The organism is Arthrobacter sp. zg.Y820 (assembly GCF_030125555.1).
GTDB lineage: Bacteria > Actinomycetota > Actinomycetes > Actinomycetales > Micrococcaceae > Arthrobacter_B.
This window is the reverse complement of record NZ_JASKLX010000006.1, coordinates 127,220-147,591: the sequence shown is the minus strand read 5'-3', so window position 1 is coordinate 147,591 and position 20,372 is coordinate 127,220. Positions and strand designations below refer to the sequence as shown.

At 67.7% G+C, this 20,372-nt stretch carries 19 protein-coding genes and 1 pseudogene; 7 read left to right on the top strand and 13 right to left on the bottom strand.

What is annotated here, in order from left to right:
- The first annotated feature begins 5 nt into the window (after window positions 1-5).
- The gene (locus QNN99_RS05925; protein ID WP_229965490.1) at window positions 6-719 is read left to right on the top strand and encodes a GNAT family N-acetyltransferase; all 714 of its coding nucleotides are present in this window, start codon (window positions 6-8) and stop codon (window positions 717-719) included.
- Window positions 720-886: 167 nt separating this feature from the next.
- On the opposite strand, the gene pgsA is transcribed toward QNN99_RS05925, so the two are convergent.
- The 8 genes and pseudogenes from pgsA to QNN99_RS05885 form a co-directional block, all read right to left on the bottom strand.
- On the bottom strand, window positions 887-1,507 hold the full coding sequence (pgsA, locus tag QNN99_RS05920; protein WP_229965489.1) for a phosphatidylinositol phosphate synthase: 621 nt from the start codon (window positions 1,505-1,507) through the stop codon (window positions 887-889).
- 3 nt (window positions 1,508-1,510) lie between these two features.
- Complete coding sequence (locus QNN99_RS05915) at window positions 1,511-2,113, bottom strand: HIT family protein (RefSeq protein ID WP_229965487.1); 603 nt, start codon at window positions 2,111-2,113, stop codon at window positions 1,511-1,513.
- 38 nt (window positions 2,114-2,151) lie between these two features.
- Window positions 2,152-4,164, bottom strand: coding sequence for a threonine--tRNA ligase (gene thrS / locus QNN99_RS05910; RefSeq protein WP_229965485.1), 2,013 nt, complete (start codon window positions 4,162-4,164; stop codon window positions 2,152-2,154).
- 79 nt (window positions 4,165-4,243) lie between these two features.
- On the bottom strand, window positions 4,244-7,690 hold the full coding sequence (locus QNN99_RS05905) for a DNA polymerase III subunit alpha (RefSeq protein WP_229965484.1): 3,447 nt from the start codon (window positions 7,688-7,690) through the stop codon (window positions 4,244-4,246).
- A gap of 12 nt (window positions 7,691-7,702) precedes the next feature.
- Window positions 7,703-8,014 carry a DUF6504 family protein gene (locus QNN99_RS05900; RefSeq protein WP_229965483.1) on the bottom strand — a complete coding sequence of 104 codons (312 nt, stop codon included), beginning with the start codon at window positions 8,012-8,014 and terminating at the stop codon, window positions 7,703-7,705.
- 200 nt (window positions 8,015-8,214) lie between these two features.
- The gene (locus QNN99_RS05895; RefSeq protein WP_331461759.1) at window positions 8,215-9,000 is read right to left on the bottom strand and encodes an MFS transporter; all 786 of its coding nucleotides are present in this window, start codon (window positions 8,998-9,000) and stop codon (window positions 8,215-8,217) included.
- Window positions 9,001-9,125: 125 nt separating this feature from the next.
- Window positions 9,126-9,692, bottom strand: a pseudogene (locus QNN99_RS05890) (MFS transporter); the annotation flags it as partial.
- A 130-nt stretch (window positions 9,693-9,822) separates the two neighbouring features.
- On the bottom strand, window positions 9,823-11,592 hold the full coding sequence (locus QNN99_RS05885; RefSeq protein ID WP_229965480.1) for an MDR family MFS transporter: 1,770 nt from the start codon (window positions 11,590-11,592) through the stop codon (window positions 9,823-9,825).
- A 200-nt stretch (window positions 11,593-11,792) separates the two neighbouring features.
- On the opposite strand from QNN99_RS05885, the gene QNN99_RS05880 reads away from it, so the two are divergent.
- Window positions 11,793-12,836 carry a DUF2776 family protein gene (locus tag QNN99_RS05880; protein WP_229965479.1) on the top strand — a complete coding sequence of 348 codons (1,044 nt, stop codon included), beginning with the start codon at window positions 11,793-11,795 and terminating at the stop codon, window positions 12,834-12,836.
- 41 nt (window positions 12,837-12,877) lie between these two features.
- On the opposite strand, the gene QNN99_RS05875 is transcribed toward QNN99_RS05880, so the two are convergent.
- Window positions 12,878-13,447, bottom strand: a complete 570-nt coding sequence (locus QNN99_RS05875) for a DUF2087 domain-containing protein (RefSeq protein ID WP_229965478.1) — start codon at window positions 13,445-13,447, stop codon at window positions 12,878-12,880.
- Window positions 13,448-13,592: 145 nt separating this feature from the next.
- Here QNN99_RS05875 and QNN99_RS05870 point away from each other — a divergent pair, with 145 nt between their 5' ends.
- Window positions 13,593-14,963: a CoA transferase gene (locus QNN99_RS05870; protein ID WP_229965477.1), complete on the top strand. Its 1,371-nt coding sequence runs from the start codon at window positions 13,593-13,595 to the stop codon at window positions 14,961-14,963.
- Between the two features lie 4 nt (window positions 14,964-14,967).
- On the opposite strand, the gene QNN99_RS05865 is transcribed toward QNN99_RS05870, so the two are convergent.
- Window positions 14,968-15,309 (bottom strand): chorismate mutase, encoded by a 342-nt coding sequence (locus QNN99_RS05865; protein ID WP_229965476.1) that lies wholly within the window; start codon window positions 15,307-15,309, stop codon window positions 14,968-14,970.
- Window positions 15,310-15,566: 257 nt separating this feature from the next.
- On the opposite strand from QNN99_RS05865, the gene QNN99_RS05860 reads away from it, so the two are divergent.
- Complete coding sequence (locus QNN99_RS05860) at window positions 15,567-15,998, top strand: VOC family protein (protein WP_229965474.1); 432 nt, start codon at window positions 15,567-15,569, stop codon at window positions 15,996-15,998.
- A gap of 46 nt (window positions 15,999-16,044) precedes the next feature.
- Here the strand turns inward: QNN99_RS05860 and QNN99_RS05855 are convergent, their stop codons facing one another.
- Window positions 16,045-16,857: an SOS response-associated peptidase gene (locus QNN99_RS05855; RefSeq protein WP_229965472.1), complete on the bottom strand. Its 813-nt coding sequence runs from the start codon at window positions 16,855-16,857 to the stop codon at window positions 16,045-16,047.
- 90 nt (window positions 16,858-16,947) lie between these two features.
- Window positions 16,948-17,079, bottom strand: coding sequence for a hypothetical protein (locus QNN99_RS05850; RefSeq protein ID WP_269439174.1), 132 nt, complete (start codon window positions 17,077-17,079; stop codon window positions 16,948-16,950).
- A gap of 557 nt (window positions 17,080-17,636) precedes the next feature.
- On the opposite strand from QNN99_RS05850, the gene QNN99_RS05845 reads away from it, so the two are divergent.
- The 3 genes from QNN99_RS05845 to QNN99_RS05835 all read left to right on the top strand — a co-directional run bounded on the left by QNN99_RS05845 (window position 17,637) and on the right by QNN99_RS05835 (window position 19,768).
- Complete coding sequence (locus QNN99_RS05845; RefSeq protein WP_229965471.1) at window positions 17,637-17,909, top strand: mycoredoxin; 273 nt, start codon at window positions 17,637-17,639, stop codon at window positions 17,907-17,909.
- Window positions 17,910-18,035: 126 nt separating this feature from the next.
- The gene (locus tag QNN99_RS05840; RefSeq protein ID WP_229965470.1) at window positions 18,036-19,121 is read left to right on the top strand and encodes an S-(hydroxymethyl)mycothiol dehydrogenase; all 1,086 of its coding nucleotides are present in this window, start codon (window positions 18,036-18,038) and stop codon (window positions 19,119-19,121) included.
- Window positions 19,121-19,768: an MBL fold metallo-hydrolase gene (locus tag QNN99_RS05835; RefSeq protein WP_229965469.1), complete on the top strand. Its 648-nt coding sequence runs from the start codon at window positions 19,121-19,123 to the stop codon at window positions 19,766-19,768. Before QNN99_RS05840 ends, QNN99_RS05835 begins: the two co-directional genes overlap by 1 nt.
- Before the next feature lie 85 nt (window positions 19,769-19,853).
- Here the strand turns inward: QNN99_RS05835 and QNN99_RS05830 are convergent, their stop codons facing one another.
- Window positions 19,854-20,219 carry a VOC family protein gene (locus QNN99_RS05830; RefSeq protein ID WP_229965468.1) on the bottom strand — a complete coding sequence of 122 codons (366 nt, stop codon included), beginning with the start codon at window positions 20,217-20,219 and terminating at the stop codon, window positions 19,854-19,856.
- Between the last annotated feature and the right edge of the window lie 153 nt (window positions 20,220-20,372).

The window sequence follows — 20,372 nt, the reverse complement described above, 5'->3', positions numbered from 1 at the left end:
CCGCGATGGTGACCATTGCTGCCTGTCAGGACCTTCACCAGGACTGGCTTAAGAAACTGGCCGGCGTCACCGGCGGCCGGACCTTCTCCACGCATGAAGCGGAGTGGGTCTGGCTGCCGGCACGGCGGCAGCTGGTGCTGCTGTATCCGCAGCGGATTTCCCCTGCCGGGATCCGTCCCGGCCTGACCGAAGGCATGCGGCTGGGCGCCCAGAGTGTGTCCGTCTGGCTGAACAACGCGGTGGGTTACGCACCGCTGGAGGCCTTCGGTTTCCGCCGCGGCCCGCAGCCGCTGTGGATGAGCGCCCCGGTTGACGTGCCGCAGCAGTACAGCGCAGCGGCTGCAACAATCGATCCGGAGCCCGCCGAGGTGTCAGGGCCCGACGCCGAAGAGCTCGCCGCCGGGCGCGGCCATCCCCGCACCGCTTGGCACCTGACCACGCGCGGTGAGGGGAAACTCACCGGCCGGGCCTGGGTGTACGTGCCCGCCGCGGAGGAGCCGGGAAAATCTCTGGGAGGCATCTTTGGCCTGGCCGTGGGCCCGTCCAGCCGTCGCCAGGGCTACGGGACGGCGCTGTTGAGCCGGGCCGCCACTGTTGCGGCCACCGCCGGCGCGAACCGGCTGGCGATCAATGCCGCTCCGCTGGGCGCCGAACTCTGTGCAGCCCGGGGCTTCGAGCTGATTGGCCGCGGCCAGCAGCTGACCCTGGACCTGCGCTGACACTGCAGGCCTTCCCGGAAGATCCGGCGGCAGCCGCCGTCCGTAGTACAGGCAACGGTCTTATCAGCTCGGAATGAGCCCGTTATCTGTACAACGGATGGGGCGGCGTGCCGGAATGAGCCCGTTATCTGTACAACGGATGGAGCGGGCTGCCGGAACTGGTGCGGCTAGGCGGCCGGGTTGCCCAGCTGGGCCTGCCGGTGCACGGCGCTCATGCGCTGGATGATCGTCACGCAGCTGGCCGCACACAGCGCCACCAGGACCACAAGCAGCAGGACTTCGGGAACGCCCAGCCCCACCAGGCCGGTGGCGACCAGCAGCGAGACCAGGCGTTCAGCGCGTTCGGCGATGCCGACGTTGGCGTTGAACCCCAGGGACTCGGCCTTGGCGCGGATGTAGGAGACCAGCATGCCCAGGACCAGGCAGATGATGGCTGCAACGCCGATCGCGTCGTTGTCGCCGCCGGTAAAGAACCAGATGCTGACACCGGCAAACAGGGCCCCGTCGGCAAACCGGTCCAGGGTGGAATCGAGGAACCCGCCCCATTTCCCGGTGCGCTCCTGCTGCCGCGCCATGATGCCGTCAATCACGTCGGAGAAGATGAACGCCGTGATGAACAGGGTTCCCCAGAACAGCTCGCCCAGCGGATAGAAGACCAGCCCGCCGATCATCACGCCCAGGGTGCCCAGGATCGTCACGGCGTCGGGAGTGACGCCCCGCTTCAGCAGCCAGGCAGCCAGCGGCGTGAACAGTCCGGTGAAGAAGCCGCGGGCGTATTTGTTCAGCACCGCTCAGTCCTCACTTGCCGCGGCCTGCGGCCAGGCGTCGGCCACCTGCCGGCGGACATCGCCGAGGGTCTGGGTGATGGCCTTGGTCTGCGCGATGATCGGCAGGAAGTTGCCGTCTCCACCCCAGCGCGGCACGATGTGCTGGTGCAGGTGCGCGGCGATGCCCGCTCCCCCGGTGACGCCCTGGTTCATGCCGAGGTTGAAACCGCTGGGATTGGACACCTTCCGCAGCACGCGCATGGCGGTCTGGGTGAGCGCGGCAATTTCAGCGGTTTCCTGCTCGTCGATGTCCGTGTAGTCCGGCACATGCCGGTACGGGCAGACGAGCAGGTGCCCGGCGTTGTACGGAAACAGGTTCAGGATGACGAAGGCATGCTTGCCGCGGTGCACAATCAGCGACTCCTCGTCCGAACGGGACGGAGCGGCGCAGAACGGGCAGTTGTGCTCCGAGGAGACCTGTTCCTGCCCGCCCTTGATATATGCCAGCCGGTGCGGAGTCCACAGGCGTGCAAAGGAATCCGGCACCCCGGGAAGCTCGAATGAATCCGTGACGCCGGCGTCGCCCGGGTAGGGACTGCCGCCGTCGTCCTGGCTGCTGTTATCCATCTGCACTCCTGCTCCCCCGCCGCTTCGCCCGGGACCGCTTACTTGTCCCGGTTCCGAACGGCCTCGACGATCCGCTTCACCGCTTCTTCAACCGGCACGCCGTTGTCCTGGCTGCCGTCCCGGAAGCGGAAGGACACGGCGCCGGCATCGGCGTCGTCGCCCCCGGCGATCAGGACAAACGGGATCTTGTCCTTGGACGCGGTGCGGATCTTCTTCGGGAACCGATCGGTGCCGGTGTCCACCTGGGCGCGGATGCCCTGGGCCTTGAGCTTGTCGACGACGTCGAACATGTAATCGTTGAACGCCTCAGCCACGGGAATGCCGACCACCTGCACCGGAGCCAGCCAGGCCGGGAACGCGCCGGCGTAGTGCTCGGTGAGCACCGCCATGAAGCGTTCCACGGAACCGAACAGGGCGCGGTGGATCATGACCGGGCGCTGGCGGCTGCCGTCGGCGGCCTGGTACTCGAGCTCGAAGCGCTCGGGCAGGTTGAAGTCCAGCTGGATGGTGGACATCTGCCAGGTGCGGCCGATGGCGTCGCGGGCCTGGACGGAGATCTTCGGGCCGTAGAAGGCCGCTCCGCCCGGATCCGGGACCAGGTCCAGGCCGGAGGCTTCGGCAACCTCGGCGAGGGTGCGGGTGGCTTCGTCCCACACGTCGTCGGAGCCCACGTACTTCTCCGGGTCCTTGGTGGACAGTTCCAGGTAGAAGTCATCCAGGCCGTAATCCTTGAGCAGGTCAAGGACGAACTTCAGCGTGCTGGTGAGCTCGTCCTTCATCTGGTCGCGGGTGCAGTAGATGTGGGCGTCGTCCTGGGTCATGCCCCGCACGCGGGTCAGGCCGTGGATGACGCCGGACTTCTCGTAGCGGTACACGGAACCGAATTCGAACAGGCGCAGCGGCAGTTCGCGGTAGGACCGTCCGCGGGAGCGGAAGATCAGGTTGTGCATGGGGCAGTTCATCGGCTTCAGGTAGTAGTCCTGGCCGGGCTTGATGACCGCGCCGGTTTCCGGATCGGTGACCTCGTCCACGTGCATCGGAGGGAACATCCCGTCGCGGTACCAGTCCAGGTGGCCGGAGACCTCGTACAGGTGGCCCTTGGTGATGTGCGGGGTGTAGACGAACTCGTAGCCGGCCTCGGTGTGCCGCTGGCGGGAGTAGTCCTCCATCGCCTTGCGGATGATGCCGCCCTTGGGGTGGAACACCGGCAGGCCGGAACCCAGCTCGTCCGGGAAGGAGAACAGGTCCAGTTCGGTGCCCAGCTTGCGGTGGTCGCGGCGCTCGGCCTCGGCCAGCCGTTCCTGGTAGGCCTTCAGCGCGTCCTTGGTGGGCCACGCGGTGCCGTAGATGCGCTGCAGCTGCTGGTTCTTCTGGTCGCCCAGCCAGTAGGCGGCGGAGGAACGGGTCAGCGCGAAGGCGTTGGAGATGAGCTTGGTGTTGGGCAGGTGCGGGCCGCGGCAAAGGTCGCACCAGACGACGTCGCCGGACTTGCGGTCCACGTTGTCGTAGATGGTGATCTCGCCGGCACCGACCTCGATGTTCGCGCCCTCGCCGGCTTCGTCGGCGCCGTCCTTCTTGCCCAGCAGCTCAAGCTTGTACGGCTCGTTGGCCATGGCTTCGCGGGCTTCGTCTTCGGACACCACGCGGCGGGCGAACTTCTGGTTCGAGTTGATGATCTTCTGCATCATCTTCTCGAGGGTCTTCAGGTCCTCCGGCGTGAACGCCTCGGCAACGTCGAAGTCGAAGTAGAAGCCGTCCTTGATGTACGGGCCGATGCCCAGCTTGGCGTCCGGACGCAGCTGCTGCACGGCCTGGGCCATGACGTGCGCGGTGGAGTGGCGCAGCACGTTCAGTCCGTCTTCGGAGTCGATGGTCACGGACTCCACGGAAGCACCCGGGGCCAGCTCGGTGTCCAGGTCCTTCAGGACGCCGTCCACGCGCATGACGACGACGTCGCGGCGGTCGAAGAACAGCTGTGCACCTGTGGTGCCAGTATCCACCGTGGTCTCTTCGCCGTCGACGATGAGGGTGAACTGTTCTGGCACTGACACGGTTGTCTCCTAGATTTGGTTTGTACGGCGTCTGCGGGCCGGTCAAGAGGTGACCGGCTCCTTCTGCGCCCCTTCGATGTTATCCGCTGTAGTTGGGCCCCACCAACCTGCCGCGCTGGAGACGGGGCAGGTTGGCGGTGTCATTCAGGTCCCAGGCCTCCAGCGCCTGCATGCTGATCCCGCGCGGCCCGGTGCGGCGGGTCAGGCCGCGAACGAGCATCAGCTGCGTTCCGAAGAGCAGCGGACCGGTTTTTTCCTGCGCCTCGGTGAAGAACGTGCAGTCGACGCAGCCGGTGCCGTCGTCGAGGCTGATGAACACCACCCGGCGGCCGCCGCGCATGGGCGGCGTCTGCGTGGCCACCCGGATCCCGGCCACCAGCACCTCGGTACCGTTGCGCAGCTCCATTAGGTCCCGGGCCTTGGTCACGCCCAGCTTCGCCAGCAGCGGGCCATAGCTGTCGATCAGGTGGGCGCTGACGTCCACTGACAGGAGGTCCAGTTCGGTGCGCACCTTTTCGCGCAGCGTCGGTTCGGGCAGTTCGGCGGGCAGGTTCTCCAGTTCGGTGTCGCCCAGCGGCAACGCGAGCTGGCCGGGAATCGGATCGTATTTCCGCGGTGCGCTCCGCGGCGGAGCCAGGTCCAGGTGGTGCAGCAGATCGGCCCGGGAGGCCGCTGTACCGGTGCCTTTCGCCAGGGAGTCGAAGGCGCCCAGGGCGGCCAGCCGGATCAGGGTTCTCCGTCCGACCTTGGCGCGGGCGCGCAGATCGGCCAGCGAATCATAGGGCTGGCCGGCGGCGATGCGCCGCAGTTCAGCGGCCGAGAGTCCGTAGATCCCGGCCAGGCTCAGCCGGATGCCCAGTTTTTCCGGCCGGGCCGGATGCCCGGGCGAGGCCGGAACCGCCGGCACCCGTTCCACCCGGTACTGGGCACCGCTGCGGTTGATGTCCAGCGGCAGGATGGGGATGCCCATCCGGCGGGCTTCGGCCACCAGCAACCGCCGCGGATACATTCCCGGATCGTGTTCAAAGATGCCGGCAAGGAACGCCTCGGGATGGTGTGCCTTCAGCCAGGCCGACTGGTAGGTGGGCACGGCAAACGCGGCTCCGTGCGCCTTGCAGAAACCGAAGCTGCCGAAAGCCTTCAGCGTGTCCCAGACCTTCCCGATGACCTGATCGCCGTAGCCGCGCTTGGCTGCCTCGGTCCGGAAGAAGTCCTCCACCGAGGCTTCGGCGTCCTCATTTCCCAGCAGCCGGCGCAGCACATCGGCCTTGGCCAGGCCGCAGCCGGTGAACACGTCGAAGGTCCGCAGCACCTGTTCGTGGAACACTGTCACGCCGTGGGTTTCGGCCAGGACCGGGCGCAACGCCTCGTGCGGATACACCTCCGGTGACCAGCCGTGCCGGTGTTCCAGGAACGGGCGGACCATGTTGGATTTCATCGGCCCGGGCCGGAACAGCGAGATGTCGATGATCAGATCGTTGAACTCCCGGGGAGCGAGCTTGCCGATCAGCTCGCGCTGGCCCGGGGACTCGATCTGGAAGCAGCCCAGGGTGTAGGTGCTGCAGATCAGGTCGTAGGTGGGCGCATCGTCCAGCGGCACGGCGTCGAGGTCGATGGAGCCGTCCTCGTGCACGTAGTCCGGGCCCTGCCCGTCCGGCCCGGCCGGATGGGCACCGGCGGCGACGGTGTCCGCCTTGGTCGGATGAAGCCGCCGCACCTCCTGCAGGGCGTACGCCATGGCGCTTTGCATCCGCACGCCCAGCACGTCGAGCTTGAGCATGCCCATCGGATCCATGTCGTGTTTGTCGAACTGGGACATGGGCAGGCCCAGGCCGGACGGCTGCACCGGCGTGCGGTCCAGCAGCGACGCATCCCCCAGGATTACTCCGCACGGGTGCATGGAAATGTGCCGGGGCAACCGGTCCAGGCGTTCGGTCAGATCCACCAGCAGATCCAGCTGCCGGTTGCCCTCGACCCGTTCCGCGACCTCCCGCAGCTCGGGCTTTTCCGCGAGCGCCTCCCGGAACTTCCGGGCGGAGAAGCGCCACAGCTGTTTGGCCACGGCTCCGATGTCTTCTTCGGGCAGCCCCAGCGCCATGCCGGCGTCGCGCACCGCCCCGCGGGCACGATAGCCGTTCTGCATGCTCATCAGGGTGACGCGTTCGGCGCCGAACCGTTCGAAGATGCGGTGATACACGTTGTGCCGCTGCGCGCTTTCGACGTCAATGTCGATGTCCGGCAGGGTGGAGCGGTCCTGCGAGAGGAAGCGTTCGAAGATCAGGTCATGGGCCAGCGGGTTCACGTGGCTGACGCCGAGGAGATAGTTCACCAGCGAGGAGGCTCCCGAGCCGCGGGCCGCGGCGCGCACCCCCATGCCGGTGATCATTGACGAGACCTCGGCGACGGTCAGGAAGTAGGCGGCGAAGCCCAGCCGTTCAATGATGCCCAGTTCGTGGGCCAGCCGGTTGCGCAGGCGCGCATCGGCGGCCGCGCCGGCGGCCGGGAACCTGCGCCCAATGCCCGCCTCGCAGCGGCGGACCAGCTCGGCCATGGGTTCGGAATCGATCCCGATCACCGATGCCTCCGGAACCACCGGCTGTTTCCAGCCCATGTCCGCCACCGGGTCCATTCGGCAGGCATCGGCGAGCGCCTCGGTGTCGCGGAGCAGGCGGGCCGCCCCCGCTCCCCCGTAGCCGGCCTCGGCGCTGATTTCCCGGGCGAGCGCCTTCATCTGTCCGGCGCTCTTCAGCCAGCCCTGCCCGTTGGGCTGCAGGTCCGCCAGCCGGGCCATGGACGTCAGCGCCCGTGCGGCGTCCAAGACGTCGGCGGTGGCGGCGCCGTCGGCGTCGACGTAGCGCACGGCGTTGGTGAGGACGGCCGGCAGCTGCAGTTCATCGGCCAGCCGGAACATCCGCACCGCGTGGGCGAGGCAGAGGTTGGCGCCCGGCGCGCTGAGGTGCGTCACCACCTCCACGGCAAGCGCCCGGCGCGGCAGCACCGCCTGCCAGCGGGAGAAGAGCGTGCGGGCGACGGCGTAGCTGCGGCTGCGCATGGCGATGCCGACGTCGGACCAGGGGCCAACGAGCACGGTCAGGACCGGGTCCTCCCGGTCGGTCCCGCCGGCGTGTGCGGCCAGCTGCTGCAGCGTCACCCCCACCGGCTTGCTGCCTTTGCGGGCCGCGGACGCCGAGGTGCCGGCATGGGCGTCCGAGATCAGCCGGCACAGCGCCCGGTAACCGGCGCCGCCGCGGCGGCCGTGCGCGAGGACCACCACCCGCCCGGTGACGGCGGACCCCCCGTCCGGCCCCGGTTCGCCGAGCACCGCCAGGTCCACGCCGACAATCGGATCAATTCCGGCGTCCATGCAGGCCCGCAGGTGCTTGACGGTTCCGTACAGCCCGTCCCGGTCGGTGCAGGCCAGCGCGTCGGCTCCGTCGGCGGCGGCCGCTGCCGCAAGGTCCTGCGGCCAGGACACCCCGTAGTGGGCGCTGAAGGCTGTGGCGGCGTGCAGATGGGAAAAGCTCATGGCGGACGGACTCTAGGCGCTTTCCCGCAGGGCGTCATGGATCCGGATCAGGCGCCAGCGGCCGGTGGAAATGTCGTGCGAGACATCCAGCGTGCGCAGCGGCGAGCGCGCGTTCAACCGGGTCTGGATGCGCCAGATCTCCGAATCCACCAGTCCGGCACCGTGCCCGCGTTCGGCCCGCGCTTCTTCGTCCCACCAGTTCCGGCGTTCGTACCAGCGCACCGGGTCCGCCGCCACCTTGTAGGTGTGCCCCTGCCAGGACAACCGCAGCGGCTGTCCGGCCGGCGAACACACCACCTCTACTGCTTCGCTGAAGACACCCACTTCAGTTCACTCTCCCGCCGATGCGGACTGCAGGACTTGATCCTGCATCCTCCATGGTTGGCCCGCCACACCAGCGGACCCTGTTGTCCGGACAGTAGTTGTCCGGAGAGATAATCTTCGAACATATATTCGATTAACACCAGTGTACGGCCCTCCCCTGACAACGGCCGCGGCTGCCCGGCCGGGCAGCACCCTGCCGGCTACGCCGCCGCGTCCCCGCCAGTTTTCACGCGTGATTTTTTGGACAGCGGAATCTCCTGGATAAACAGGGCCACCCCCAGGGCCGCAGCGGCCACCGGGACTGACAGCAGGAAGATCGGCGGCAGGGCCTGGCCGAACGCCTCGGCAATGAAGTCCCGTACCGGCGGCGGCAGCGTCCGGAGCAGGGCCGGGCTCAGCGAGTTAATGCCGCCGGACGCCACGTCCCCGGCGCCGGGCGGGGCTGCAGCCATCTGATCGGACAGCCGGCTGATGAAGATCGAGCCAAACAGGGCGATGCCGAAGGACGCCCCGAGCTGGCGGAAGAAGTTGGCGGCGGAAATGGCGGTGCCCATGTCCCGGATCGGCACGCTGTTCTGCACGATCAGCACCAGGTTCTGCAGCAGGCAGCCGATGCCCAGACCCATCACCAGCATCCCGGCGGCTGTGAAGGAATACGGTGTGGCCGCCGATATCCGGGAGAGCATCACCAACCCTGCGATGATTACAGCGCAGCCGATCACCGGATAGATCTTGTACTTCCCGGTCCGGGAAATCAGCTGTCCGGTGCCGATCGAGGCGACCAGCAGCCCGCCCATCATCGGCAGCATCATCAGCCCGGAGACTGTGGCGGAGGCGCCGTTGACCATCTGCAGGAACGTGGGCAGATAGGAAATAGTGGAGAACATGGTGATGCCGACGGCGATGCCCACCAGGACCGGCAGCACGAAGTTCCGGATCCGGAACAGACGCGGAGGCATGATCGGTTCCGGCGCCCGCAGTTCCACCGGGATGATTGCGGCCGCGGCCACCGCAGCGACGGCGGCCAGCCCCAGGATCTGCGGCGAGGACCAGGCGTAGGTGGGGTCCCGCCCCAGCTGGTCAGAAGCACCACTGCGGCGCCGGCCACGGCCAGCAGGGCAGCTCCGGCGTAGTCAAGCCTCGGCTTGGCGCCGGCAGGTTTGGGCAGGTGCAGGGAGGAAACGATGACGGCGAGCGCCACGGCACCGATGGGCAGGTTGATGTAAAACACCCACCGCCAGGAGAAGTAGTCGGTGATCCAGCCGCCCAGCAGCGGCCCGCCCACCGAGGCCAGGCCAAAGGAGGCGCCGATCAGGCCCATGTATTTGCCGCGTTCGCGCGGAGACACGATATCGCCGATGATCGCCTGGGCGCCGATCATGAGCCCGCCGCCGCCCACGCCCTGCAGTGCGCGGAAGGCAATCAGCTGGCCCATGTTCTGCGCCAGGCCGGAGAGCACGGACCCCAGCAGGAAGACGACAATGGCGAAAATGAAGATCGTCCGCCGTCCGTACAGGTCACCGAGCTTTCCGTAGACGGGCAGCCCGATGGTGGCGGCCAGGATATAGGCCGTCACCACCCAGGACAGGTGCTCGAGCCCGTTGAGCTCCCCCACGATCGTTGGCAGGGCGGTGGCCACGATGGTCTGGTCCAGTGCCGCCAGCAGCACGGCCAGCATCAGGCCGGCAAAAACCAGGCCCATCCCGCGGGGCTGGCCGATCTCTTCAGGCGGTGCTTTGCGGATCATGGCCTCCCGGCCCTCCCGGCCGTTCTGCGGCCGGAGCATCAGATGCCGGGGCGTTCTTTGCCTAGACATTTTCCTCCACTTCCACCCGGGAGGTTTCCGAGAGCGGGATCTGCCGGATGAACAGGGTCAGGATCAGGCCCGCGGCCAGCGCCGGAATGCCCAGCAGGAAGATCGGCGGCAGGGCGTCGCCGAAGGCGCGGGCAATAAAGTCCTGCACGGGCGCCGGCAATGCCTTCAGTTCCGAGGGGCTGATCGAGTTCACTCCGTTGCGGAGCGCACCGGCGGCCTGTTCCGGGGCGTCGGCCACCTGGTCGTTCAGCCGCTGGATAAAAACGGATCCATAAACGGCGATCCCCAGCGAGCCGCCCATCTGCCGGAAGTAGTTTGCCGAGGACACTCCGGTGCCCATGTCCCGGGCGGGCACGCTGTTCTGCACAATCAGCACCAGGTTCTGCATCAGCGCGCCGATGCCCAGCCCCAGCACGAACATGCCCAGGGCGGTGAACCCGTACGGCGTGGTGTTGGAGATCCGCGAGAGGAGCAGGAGCCCGACAATCATGACGGCGGCGCCGAGGACGGGATAGATCTTGTACTTTCCGGTCCGCGAGATCAACTGGCCGGTGCCAATGGAGGTGAGCAGCAGGCCGGCTGTCATCGGCAGCATCATCAGCCCGGACACGGTGGCGGAGGCTCCGTTGACCATCTGCAGGAAGGTGGGCAGATAGGAGATGCTGCCGAACATCGCCAGCCCCACTGACAACCCCACCAGGGTGCAGACCAGGAAGTTGCGGTTGCTGAACAGCCGCAGCGGCAGGACCGGTTCGGCGGCCCGCAGTTCCACCGGAATGAAAACTGCCACGCCGACGGCGGCGGCGGCCCCCAGCCCCAGGATGGTCGGGGAGGTCCAGGCATAGGTGGTCCCGCCCCAGCTGGTCAGCATCACCAGCGCGGCGCTGATCACGGCCAGCAGCACGGCACCGAGGTAGTCCAGCGGCGGCCGCGGGCCGGACCGCGTCGGAAGGTGCAGCGAGGTGATGATGACGGCCAGCGCGACGGCGCCCAGCGGAAGGTTGATGTAAAACACCCACCGCCAGGACCAGTACTCCGTCAGGTAGCCGCCGAGCAGCGGCCCGCTCACCGAGGCCAGCCCGAACGCAGCGCCGATCAGCCCCATGTACCGGCCGCGCTGGCGGGCGGGCACGATGTCCCCGATGATGGCCTGGGCGCCGATGATCAGGCCGCCGCCGCCCACGCCCTGCAGTGCCCGGTAGCTGATCAGCTCGGTCATGCTGCGGGCCTGTCCGGACAGCGCCGAACCGATCAGGAACACAGCGATCGCGAAGATGAAGATGTTCTTGCGCCCGAGCAGGTCGCCGAGCTTGCCGTAAATCGGCAGTCCGATGGTGGAGGTGAGCAGGTAGGCGGTGATGACCCAGGACAGGTGGTCAAGTCCCTGCAGATCTCCCACGATGGTGGGCAGAGCGGTGGACACGATGGTTTGGTCGAGGGCGGAGATCAGCACCGCGAGGATCAGGCCGGCGAAGACCAGCACGATCTGGCGGCGGGAATGCGGAGCCGTCCCTCCGCCGTCCGGCGGGGCAGGAGGCGATCCGCTCCGGCCCGCGGCTGGGGATCCTGACGGGGTTCCGGCCGGCCCTGCTCCTGCCCCGGCCCCGGACTGCGCCCCTGATGCCGGCCCGCCCGGCGGCGGCTTGGCGGCGGTGTCGGGACCGGCCAGCAGATAGGACGACGCCGGCGAGCCCAGGTCCGTGGCAGCTCGGGCTCCGGGGTGGGTGGCGACTGCGCCGTGGGGCGTGAAACTGGCGGCCATCGGCGCCTCCTTGGAAGTTTCCGCCGGATGGTGGCGGTCGGGCTGCAACTTCCATTCGACGCCCACCGTCCTGCCGAGTCAACGGTCCGCGGCGCTGCGAGGGTCCGGCGTTGCTCCCCGGTTGGGACAGGCGCAAACTGGCACTACACGCGGACCGGCCATGCTGTCGAAGCCGCACGGGGATCACCTTCGGGGACGCCATGAACCATGCAATAAGTGTCATTTTCCGTGCCATACCGCTTCTGATGGGCGCTGTCTGCCTGTCCTTTGGCCTCTACATCCTGGCCGGGCCTGACAACCCCGATCACTTCGTCGCCGGACACGTCAATGCCGGGCTGACCGCCATCTGTTATGCGCTGTTCACTACGGCAGCCACCATCATTAGGCAGCTCATCAACCGCTATGGGCGCGTGTGGGAGATCATCCTGCCGCTCTCCGGCTACGCGGCTGCTGCCGCCGCCGTCATCTGGGGCATTGTTCTGGCCAACCGGGACAACACCCCGGAGAACCTCACGGCGGGCTTCGTTGTGATCGGCGTCGGCTTCATCGCCGCGTGCGTCAGCACCGTCGCGGCCGCGTCCACAAAATTCACGCTCATCCAGTCAGCACAGTTGCTCGAGCCTCAGGGCGGCCCGCCGGAAGGTGCTCACACCCGCGCCGTCGGCGCCGTGCTGCTCGCAGTTCCGGTTGCGGCCGCCGTCGTCGGCTTCTCCCTTGCGATCGGCCTGTTGATGCGCGGAGACACTCCCGGATTCGTTGCCGGCCACGTCCTGATCGGCCTGTCGGCGATCTGCACCTCGCTGATCGGCCTGGTCGCGAGCATCGTGCGCCAGGTGCGCAACGAATTCAGCGATGGGGAACGTTTGGCCTGGCCCTGGCTGGTCGCTGCCGCCGGCACGGTCAATGTGCTGCTCGGACTATTCGTGCTGTTCAGCTCGCACGAGCCCTACCGGCTGGCCCCGGGATGCGTGCTGATCGGCCTCGGGCTGATCTGCTTCAGCATCCTGTCGAAGGTGCTGTTGCTCGCCCTCGTCTGGCGCCGCACGTTTGCCCTGGCCAATCGCATCCCGCTGATGCCCATCGGAACAGCGCTCACCTGCCTGTTCTTCGCCGCGTTCCTCTCTGAAGCCGAAGGCACAGACCCGGCGTTCTTTGTCCCCGCGCACGTGCTGGTTGGGCTCGGAGCCGTCTGCTTCACGCTCTTCTCCATCGTGTCGATCCTCGAAGCGGGAACGTCGGAATAGCAGAGCAGCTGCCGGGTTAGCGCCACGAACGGATCTGCTCCTCAGCCGGCGAATTCCCAGCCGTCGGCCGGCCGCGGGGCAGACAGCCAGTAGCGTGAACCCTCCGGATTGCGGGACACGATGCCCTCGTCCACCAGGTAGCGGCGAACGGCGGCCGGATCATCCGAATACTCCGCGAGGCGTTCGGTGATACCGCGTTCATTCAGCACCGGAGGAGCGTCGGCAGGTGCCGGGGCGGACTCGAAAACATGCCCGGCGATGTAGTGGAGCAGCTCCAGCCGGTCCGCCTGCCGCCGCGGATACGCGGCGATTTTTCCGTCCGCAAGGAACCTCCGGGCCGAGGTCTCGGGCGGCTCCTTGCCGCTGGCCAGCAGCCGGGCAAACACGCCGCCCGCCGGTTGCACGTCGCAGGCACCCGAGGAGACGAGACCGGCCTTTTGCAGGGCCGCCAGTGATTTGCGTTCCTTGGGTTCCAGAGCCTGTCCGTCCAGCGGAGTTCCGCGCTCGGCCGCCGTGATGATCCGGGCATACAGCCGAAGCCTGCGCTCGTCCGCGAGCGCTGCCGCCACGGCCCGCCACTGTTCCGGCGCCGCCGGCTGCTCCTGGTCCATTTGTCTTCCTTTTCCCCCTGCACCCGGCGCTTCACAGCTCTGCTGCTGTGCCCGCCGGATGACTTGTCCCCGATAGTTCAGGCCCTTAGCGTGTGAGTACAGTACCCCACCGGCAGCGCCGGTGGCAGGCAGAGGAGAGACGGCGATGTCCCTGGAAGCAGCCTTTCCCGTGCGGGGCTTCGCCGGATGGGCCGTGGAGCAGGCTGCCGGTGCCGTCGCGGATCTGTCCCGGCGGCTCGGCGGGAGCAGCGCTCCGGTGGTCGACGCCGACCTGTCCCTGGCCTGGTTCGCCGGCTCCCTCACCCCGATGGGCTGGTCAATTCCGCCGCCCTGGGATCCGCTGGCCGGAGATTATCCGTGCTCCGACGGCTGGATCCGGCTGCACACCAATGCCCCGCATCACCGGCATGCGGCACTGGCGTCCCTGGGGCTTCCGGTCGATCCGGTGCCGAACCGCGCAACGGTGGCCGCCGCCGTCGTCGGCTGGACCGGAGAAGCGCTGGAAACGGCGGTGGTTTCCGCCGGAGGCTGCGCCGCACAAATGCGCAGTGAAGCGGAGTGGGCAGACCATCCCCAGGGACGCGCAGTGGAGCAGGAACCGCTGATCGCCTGGACCGGGCACGGAACGGCGGCACCGCTCAGCCCGCAGGCGGCACCGGAGCGTCCGCTGGCCGGGGTGCGCGTGCTGGACTTGACCCGCATCATTGCCGGTCCGGTGGCCACGCGGTTCCTGGCAGGGCTGGGCGCTGAAGTGCTGCGCATTGATCCGCCGGGGTGGGCAGAACCGGCGGCCGAGGCGGAACTGACAGTGGGCAAGCGGTGCGCCCGGCTGGACCTGACCTCGGCGGCCGGTGCGCGGCGCATCCGCGACCTCGTGGCCGACGCCGACATCCTGGTCTCCGGCTACCGCGCCGGTGCGCTCGCGGGCCTCGGACTGGATTCCGGGCGGCTGCAGCAGCTCCGTCCCGGGCTGGTGGAGATTTCGCTGAACGCCTACGGATGGTCCGGGCCCTGGGCCCAGCGGCGCGGATTCGATTCCCTCGTGCAGATGAGCACCGGGATAGCGCACACCGGCATGGCGCACTTCGCCGCGGACAGCCCCCGGCCGCTGCCGGTGCAGGCACTGGATCATGCCACCGGCTACCTCACCGCCGCCGCCGCCCTGCAGGCCTGGCTGCGCAGGCTGGACGGCGAGGTGGGCTCGGCCCGGCTGTCGCTGGCGCGCACGGCGGCCGAGCTCCGGCATCTCGCCGACAGGCAGGTGTCCGACGGAACGCCCGGGGAGATGCCCGACGGCGGGGCGCCCGCCGGCTCCGGGGCGGCGGCCCGGACCGCTGAGTCCGGGCCTTTGCAGCAGCTGGAGGAGGAAACGTTCTGGGGTCCGGCGCTGCGTTTGGTGCCGCCGGTGCGCTTTGCCGGAGCGGGCCCGCAGCCGCACCTGTCCTGGGACATGCCCGCCGGACCGCTGGGGTCGGCGGACCCGCACTGGCAGCGGGCAGGCCGCAACGGACTGTGAGCGGTCAGCTGCGGGAGAAGGCGTCCAATTTGGCCTGGACTTCGGCGTCGTGCCGCACCTTGAGCTCATATTCGATGAAGGCATCGATCATCGCCCGGTAGGTTGCCTCCACCACGGTGGGGTCTCCGTCCTGGGCCTGGGCGGTGGCGCGGACATGTTCCAGGACTTCCTCCACCCGTTCCGGCGCTTTGACCTGGGCGTCGCTGTCCTTCAAGGGGCCGGCCAGGCGCACGAGACGCTCACGCCGCCAGATCAGCGCCACAATTTCCTCGTCAATCTCGTCTATGGCGGTGCGGATGTCGTCGAGCTGACAGGTTATGGATCGTTGGTGATCAGGGGTTTCCATGCCAATAGACTAGCGGCCCCGCCGGTGCCTCCGTCTTCCGGGACGGTGAAACCTGCTCCGGAATGCCCGGGAATTCCGGCCGGTGCTGTCCCGCCTGCGTTTTGACGGCCACCAGATCCTGCGGCCAAGGTCATAGGAAGGGCCGGCAGCAGCAGCGAGCGCACCACCAGGGTGTCCAGCAGCGCCCGGGCCGTGCGTTGCACGGATCACCGAAGTAAAACAGGAACTTATTACCCCGTCAGTGGCAGGATCAGAGGGTGAAGCCTTCTCTTTCCGTGATAACCGTTGGCGTACGGGATCTCGAAGTAACCTACGCGTTCTATTCCTCCCGGCTGGGCTGGAAAGCAGCCCAGTATGTGCCCGAAGAAGTGATCTTCTATCAGGTGGGCCCGGGACTGTTGTTGGCCTTCTTCCGCCGCGACCATTTGGCGGCCGAAGCGGGTCCCATGGGCGAGGCGGGCAACGCCCCGATCACGCTGGGACACAACGTGGAATCCGTGGCAGAGGTGGAGGCCGTGCTGGCCGAGGCCGCAGCGGCCGGCGGGTCCATCCTGGCGCCGGGCACCCAGATGAGCTGGGGCGGCTACTCGGGCTACTTCACCGATCCCGACGGCTACCGCTGGGAGGTCTGCCACAACCCCGGGCTGAGCATCGACGAGAACGGCAACGTCACCATCGAAGTGATCTGACCGGGCGTGGCAGGTCCGGCCTGGAACAGTCGGGTGGACGCCCGGCTTAGAACAGGGCCGGCTCGGGAGCCGGCTCCGGTTCCGGAGGAGCCAGCAGGTGCGGCCCGTCGTTTCGGACGCTGCCCACGGCCGGCCCCACTTCGGCCACCGTCCATTGCGCAGCAGCTGCGTGTGCCTCAGCAGTGACACGGTGCACCAGGGCCGCCGGGTCGGACGCCGCGGGATCCAGCCAGGCTGCCATGGCCCGGCGGTTCAGCGGCACGGGCATCCGGTCATGCAACTCCCCCAGCTCGACCAGGACCGCCGGCTGCCCGGAGCCTCGGGCTTCAGCCGGGTCCGGGGCGGCGGCGGTGAGGATCGACGTCGACAGCAGCCAGCTCCCCGGCGCCCCCGGAGCTTTCGCCGGGTCCCGCCACCACTCGTACAGGCCGGCTAAAAAGGTCAGCGCGCCGTCGGCCCGGGAGACATACGAGGGCCGTTTGGTCCGGCCGGGGCCGGCTTTCCATTCGTAATAGCCCTGGACCGGAACGGCGCAACGGCGTGCCACGACGGCGTCACGGAAGGTCGGCTTCTCCAGCACCGTTTCGGTGCGGGCATTAAACGCACGCGTTCCGACGGAGGCGTCCCGCGCCCAGCCCGGCACCAGTCCCCAGCGCGCCACATGAATCTGGCGCACCGGGCGCCTGCCTTCCGATCCATCTTCCGCCGGAGCGCCGACATACCGTTCCAGCACCACCGGTACGTCCGACGTCGGCGCGACGTTCCAGGATTGGCGCAGCTGAAGGTTCGCGTCGGCTTCCGCCTCGGCTTCCTCCACCAGCTCCGCCGTCGTCTTCGCCATCACATAACGTCCGCACATGCTTCCAGTCTGCCTTGTTGCTTGACGTGCTGCTCGGCTTGTGGCTTGGCTCATGGCTGCTGTCCGCTGCCCCGCTGCCCGCTGCGCACGTCAGGGACGCAGCAGGGTCTTGATGGTGCGCCGTTCGTCCATGGCTGCATAGCCTTCGGCGGCCTGCTCCAGCGGCAGTTCCAGGGTGAAGGCCTTGGCTCCTTGACCGGGCCGGCGGAAGCTCCCGTCCACGATAAGAGCCGGCGCCGAAGCCCGCAGTGCCCTGCTGGACTTTCCCGGCCGCAGCGTGCGAGTCCTGTGCGGTTTGGGTTGGCTGGGTCGGTTGGCTTGGCCCCAACGAGAGTGCAGATCTGGTGGGTTTGGCCTCACGAGAGTGCAGGTCTGGTGACCTGGGCGCGCTGAAACCCGCCATACCTGCGCACTCGACGGGCCAGACCGCGCTGACACCCGCCCTATCTGCGCACTCGGCAAGTGCTTCCCTGCCGTGCCGGGATTCTGCTGCCCGTCCGGGATTCTGCTGCCGTTTTGGGATTCCGCTGCCGGTCCGCTGCGGCAGCAGAATCCCAAAACGGTCGGAGGCGCCCCAAAGCGGACGATTTCGACCTGCCTTACCCAGAGCAGACGACCAGCTTTCACCGACCGCACCGGCCCGCACCGGATACCCGGCGTGCCCGAAGCACGGCAATTGCACCGGCGCCGCCGCGGGAATTGAACCGGTGCCGCTACGGTTGTACCGGACAGTCCCTGTTATTCAGCCCGCAATTTGTCAGCACGAAGAGGAGCCTTTCATGGCAGCAACAGCAGAAGCCTTCACCCCCGACGCCGGTTCCATCACCATGTTCTCCACCACGTGGTGCGGCTACTGCCGACGGCTGAAGTCCCAGCTGGACGCCGCCGGAATCGGCTACACCGAGGTCAACATCGAAGACGTGGACGGCACGGCAGAGCTCGTCGCCCAGATCAACGGCGGCAACCAGACCGTTCCCACCGTCATCTTCCCGGACGGTTCCTCGGCCACCAATCCCTCCGCCGCAGAGGTCAAGTCCCGCCTGGGCGTCTAACCCAGACACCCGGTCCTTCCCCCGCACATCAGTCAACTTCACGCCCGGCCGTCCTGCTTCATAGGATGGAACGCGGAACGCCGGACATCGGCATCCGCCCGGACATTCGAGAGGCAGCACACCCATATGGTTCACAAGGTTCAGGCAGTAGTCGTCAAGGAAAAGAACGCCCCGGTCTCGCTCGAGACCATCCTGGTGCCGGATCCCGGCCCCGGCGAGGCGCTCGTGGACATCCTCACCTGCGGTGTCTGCCACACCGACCTGCACTACAAGCAGGGCGCCATCAATGACGACTATCCGTTCCTGCTCGGTCATGAGGCCACCGGCGTCGTGTCCGCCGTCGGCCCCGACGTCACCGACGTGGCCCCGGGCGACCGCGTGGTCCTGAACTGGCGCGCCGTCTGCGGCGAGTGCCGCGCCTGCCGCAAGGGTGAGCCGCAGTACTGCTTCAACACGCACAATGCCACCCAGAAGATGACCCTGGAGGACGGCACGGAACTGACTGCCGCCCTCGGCATCGGCGCCTTCGCCGAGAAGACCCTGGTTGCCGCCGGCCAGTGCACCAAGGTGGACGACGACGTCGACGCCGCCGCCGTGGGCCTGCTCGGCTGCGGCATCATGGCCGGCATCGGTGCCGCCATCAACACCGGCGAGGTGCAGCGCGGAGAGTCAGTGGCCGTCATCGGCTGCGGCGGCGTGGGCATCGCAGCCGTCGCCGGAGCGCAGCTGGCCGGAGCCACCACCATCATCGCGGTGGACATCGACGCCAAGAAGCTGGAACTGGCTAAGGCCCAGGGCGCCACGCACGCGATCAACTCCAAGGACGAGGACCCGGTCGAGGCCATCCGCGCCCTCACCGGAGGCAACGGCGCCGACGTCGTAATTGACGCCGTCGGCCGTCCCGAAACCTACAAGCAGGCCTTCTACGCCCGCGACCTCGCCGGCCGCGTGGTCCTGGTGGGCGTGCCGAATCCGGAGATGAAGATCGAACTTCCGCTCGCTGATGTCTTTGGCCGCGGCGGATCGCTGAAGTCCTCCTGGTACGGCGACTGCCTGCCCTCGCGCGACTTCCCGATGCTCGTGGAGCAGTACAAGCTCGGACGCCTGGACCTGGACGCGTTTGTGTCCGAGCGCATCGGCCTGGGCGACATCGAAGAAGCCTTCACGAAGATGCACGACGGCAAGGTCCTGCGCTCGGTCGTGGTGCTGTAATGAGCGTGCACATCGACAACGTCATCACCTCGGGAACCTTCTCGCTCGACGGCGGCACCTGGGACGTGGACAACAACGTCTGGATCGTCGGCGACGACGCGCAGGTCATCATCATCGACCCGGCCCACGACGTGGACGCCATTGCGGCTGCCGTCGGCGACCGGGAGGTCATGGGCATCCTGCTCACGCACGGCCATGACGACCACATCCGCGCCGTGGACGATGCCCGTGAACTGTTCAGCGCCCCGGTGTTCCTGCACAGCGCGGACCGGATGCTCTGGGATGCGGTGTTCCCGGACGAGGAACCCGACGCCGAGATTGAAGACGGCGACATCTTCGAGGTGGCCGGCATCACCCTGCAGGCGCTGCACACTCCGGGGCACTCCCCCGGTTCCGTGTGCTTCCTCCTGGCCGCCGGTGCGCCCGGTGACGGCGCCCCGGTGGTGTTCAGCGGAGACACCCTGTTTGCCGGCGGTCCCGGTGCCACGGGGCGGTCCTACAGCGACTTCCCGACCATCATCAAGTCCATCCGGGAACGGCTCCTGACCCTGCCGTCGGAAACCCGCGTCCTGACCGGGCACGGGGACTCCACGACCATCGGCGCGGAGGCCCCGCAGCTGGAAGAGTGGATCGCCCGCGGGCACTAACCGCCTGCAGCACCCCGGGTGCCGGTGTTCCCGCTCAGGGAATGCCGGCACCCGGGGTGCCTTTTTGTAAGGTGTCCGGTTCTGATCAGTCGTCTTCGATCACGGAGAGGATGTTGCCGGCCGGGTCCCGGAACCAGGCAATTGTGGGTCCGGCCTGCCGGAAAATTCCGTCGGCGTCCACGCCGTCAAAATGGACAAAATCCACGCCCCGGCCGGACAGCTCCCGCACCGCCTCGTCGACATCCGCAACCGGAAAATTCAGGACGGTGTAGGTCGCCGGGGAATGGTTGTCCTTGGGATAAACGAGGATGTTCCGGCTTCCCTCCGGATGCAGGAACAGCATGCCGTCCTCCTCGGACACCGGGATGCCCAGCACCTGCCCGTAAAAGTTCCGGGCGGCGGGAATGTCGTTGACTGAAAATCCGCTGAAGGCACTGCTGTGTTCAAGCATGGTTTCGCCTTTCCGAGGTTCATTTTCCGGCTCCGCCTCTCCGGGGCGTGCCTGCCGATAGCCACGATGGTAGGCCTGCCGGCCCGGGTCTGACAGTGCTCCCGGACCCCCGCGCAACGCCGGCTCGCCCGGCACCTCGTCTCAGAATCTCTG

What these genes read in the sequence shown, in the direction of transcription:
- QNN99_RS05925 (WP_229965490.1), top strand. Translation starts at nt 6, where the DNA reads ATGGTGACCATTGCTGCCTGTCAGGACCTTCACCAGGACTGGCTTAAG.
- QNN99_RS05915 (WP_229965487.1), bottom strand. Translation starts at nt 2,113, where the DNA reads ATGGATAACAGCAGCCAGGACGACGGCGGCAGTCCCTACCCGGGCGAC.
- QNN99_RS05905 (WP_229965484.1), bottom strand. Translation starts at nt 7,690, where the DNA reads ATGAGCTTTTCCCATCTGCACGCCGCCACAGCCTTCAGCGCCCACTAC.
- QNN99_RS05885 (WP_229965480.1), bottom strand. Translation starts at nt 11,592, where the DNA reads ATGGCCGCCAGTTTCACGCCCCACGGCGCAGTCGCCACCCACCCCGGA.
- QNN99_RS05880 (WP_229965479.1), top strand. Translation starts at nt 11,793, where the DNA reads ATGAACCATGCAATAAGTGTCATTTTCCGTGCCATACCGCTTCTGATG.
- QNN99_RS05875 (WP_229965478.1), bottom strand. Translation starts at nt 13,447, where the DNA reads ATGGACCAGGAGCAGCCGGCGGCGCCGGAACAGTGGCGGGCCGTGGCG.
- QNN99_RS05870 (WP_229965477.1), top strand. Translation starts at nt 13,593, where the DNA reads ATGTCCCTGGAAGCAGCCTTTCCCGTGCGGGGCTTCGCCGGATGGGCC.
- QNN99_RS05865 (WP_229965476.1), bottom strand. Translation starts at nt 15,309, where the DNA reads ATGGAAACCCCTGATCACCAACGATCCATAACCTGTCAGCTCGACGAC.
- QNN99_RS05855 (WP_229965472.1), bottom strand. Translation starts at nt 16,857, where the DNA reads ATGTGCGGACGTTATGTGATGGCGAAGACGACGGCGGAGCTGGTGGAG.
- QNN99_RS05845 (WP_229965471.1), top strand. Translation starts at nt 17,637, where the DNA reads ATGGCAGCAACAGCAGAAGCCTTCACCCCCGACGCCGGTTCCATCACC.
- QNN99_RS05840 (WP_229965470.1), top strand. Translation starts at nt 18,036, where the DNA reads ATGGTTCACAAGGTTCAGGCAGTAGTCGTCAAGGAAAAGAACGCCCCG.
- QNN99_RS05835 (WP_229965469.1), top strand. Translation starts at nt 19,121, where the DNA reads ATGAGCGTGCACATCGACAACGTCATCACCTCGGGAACCTTCTCGCTC.
- QNN99_RS05830 (WP_229965468.1), bottom strand. Translation starts at nt 20,219, where the DNA reads ATGCTTGAACACAGCAGTGCCTTCAGCGGATTTTCAGTCAACGACATT.